General features: G+C 74.0%; 1 pseudogene. It reads right to left on the minus strand.

The features are described 5' to 3' along the window. Nucleotides 1-212: 212 nt before the first annotated feature. Nucleotides 213-311, minus strand: a pseudogene (locus RCF13_RS11710) (twin-arginine translocase subunit TatC); the annotation flags it as partial.

A 311-nucleotide genomic window follows, 5' to 3' on the forward strand; every position in this document is an offset into this window, starting at 1 on the left:
GTGATGCGGTAGCGGCCCGGCAATCCCCGCGGGGCGGGGGAGGTATGTTTACAAACACCGCCGAATGCCCGGGCAAAAAGGTGGGAAGCTGACCCGTGGGAAAACACCCCAAAGGGCGGGCGAGGGGGGCCCCCCCGCGGCCCCGGGGGGCCGGCGCGGGGGGGGCACACCCCCCCCCCCCCCCCGGGGGGGCGGCCCCCCCCGCTACCGCATCACGCGGCGGGTTTCTTCACCGCCGACGATGGCACCAGCCAGCGTGCGGCGTGGATGCCCAGCTCGTAGAGCAGGCACATCGGGATCGCCAGCATCAG

Origin of the sequence: Stenotrophomonas maltophilia group sp. RNC7, from assembly GCF_030910085.1 — a bacterium.
GTDB classification, from domain to species: domain Bacteria; phylum Pseudomonadota; class Gammaproteobacteria; order Xanthomonadales; family Xanthomonadaceae; genus Stenotrophomonas; species Stenotrophomonas sepilia.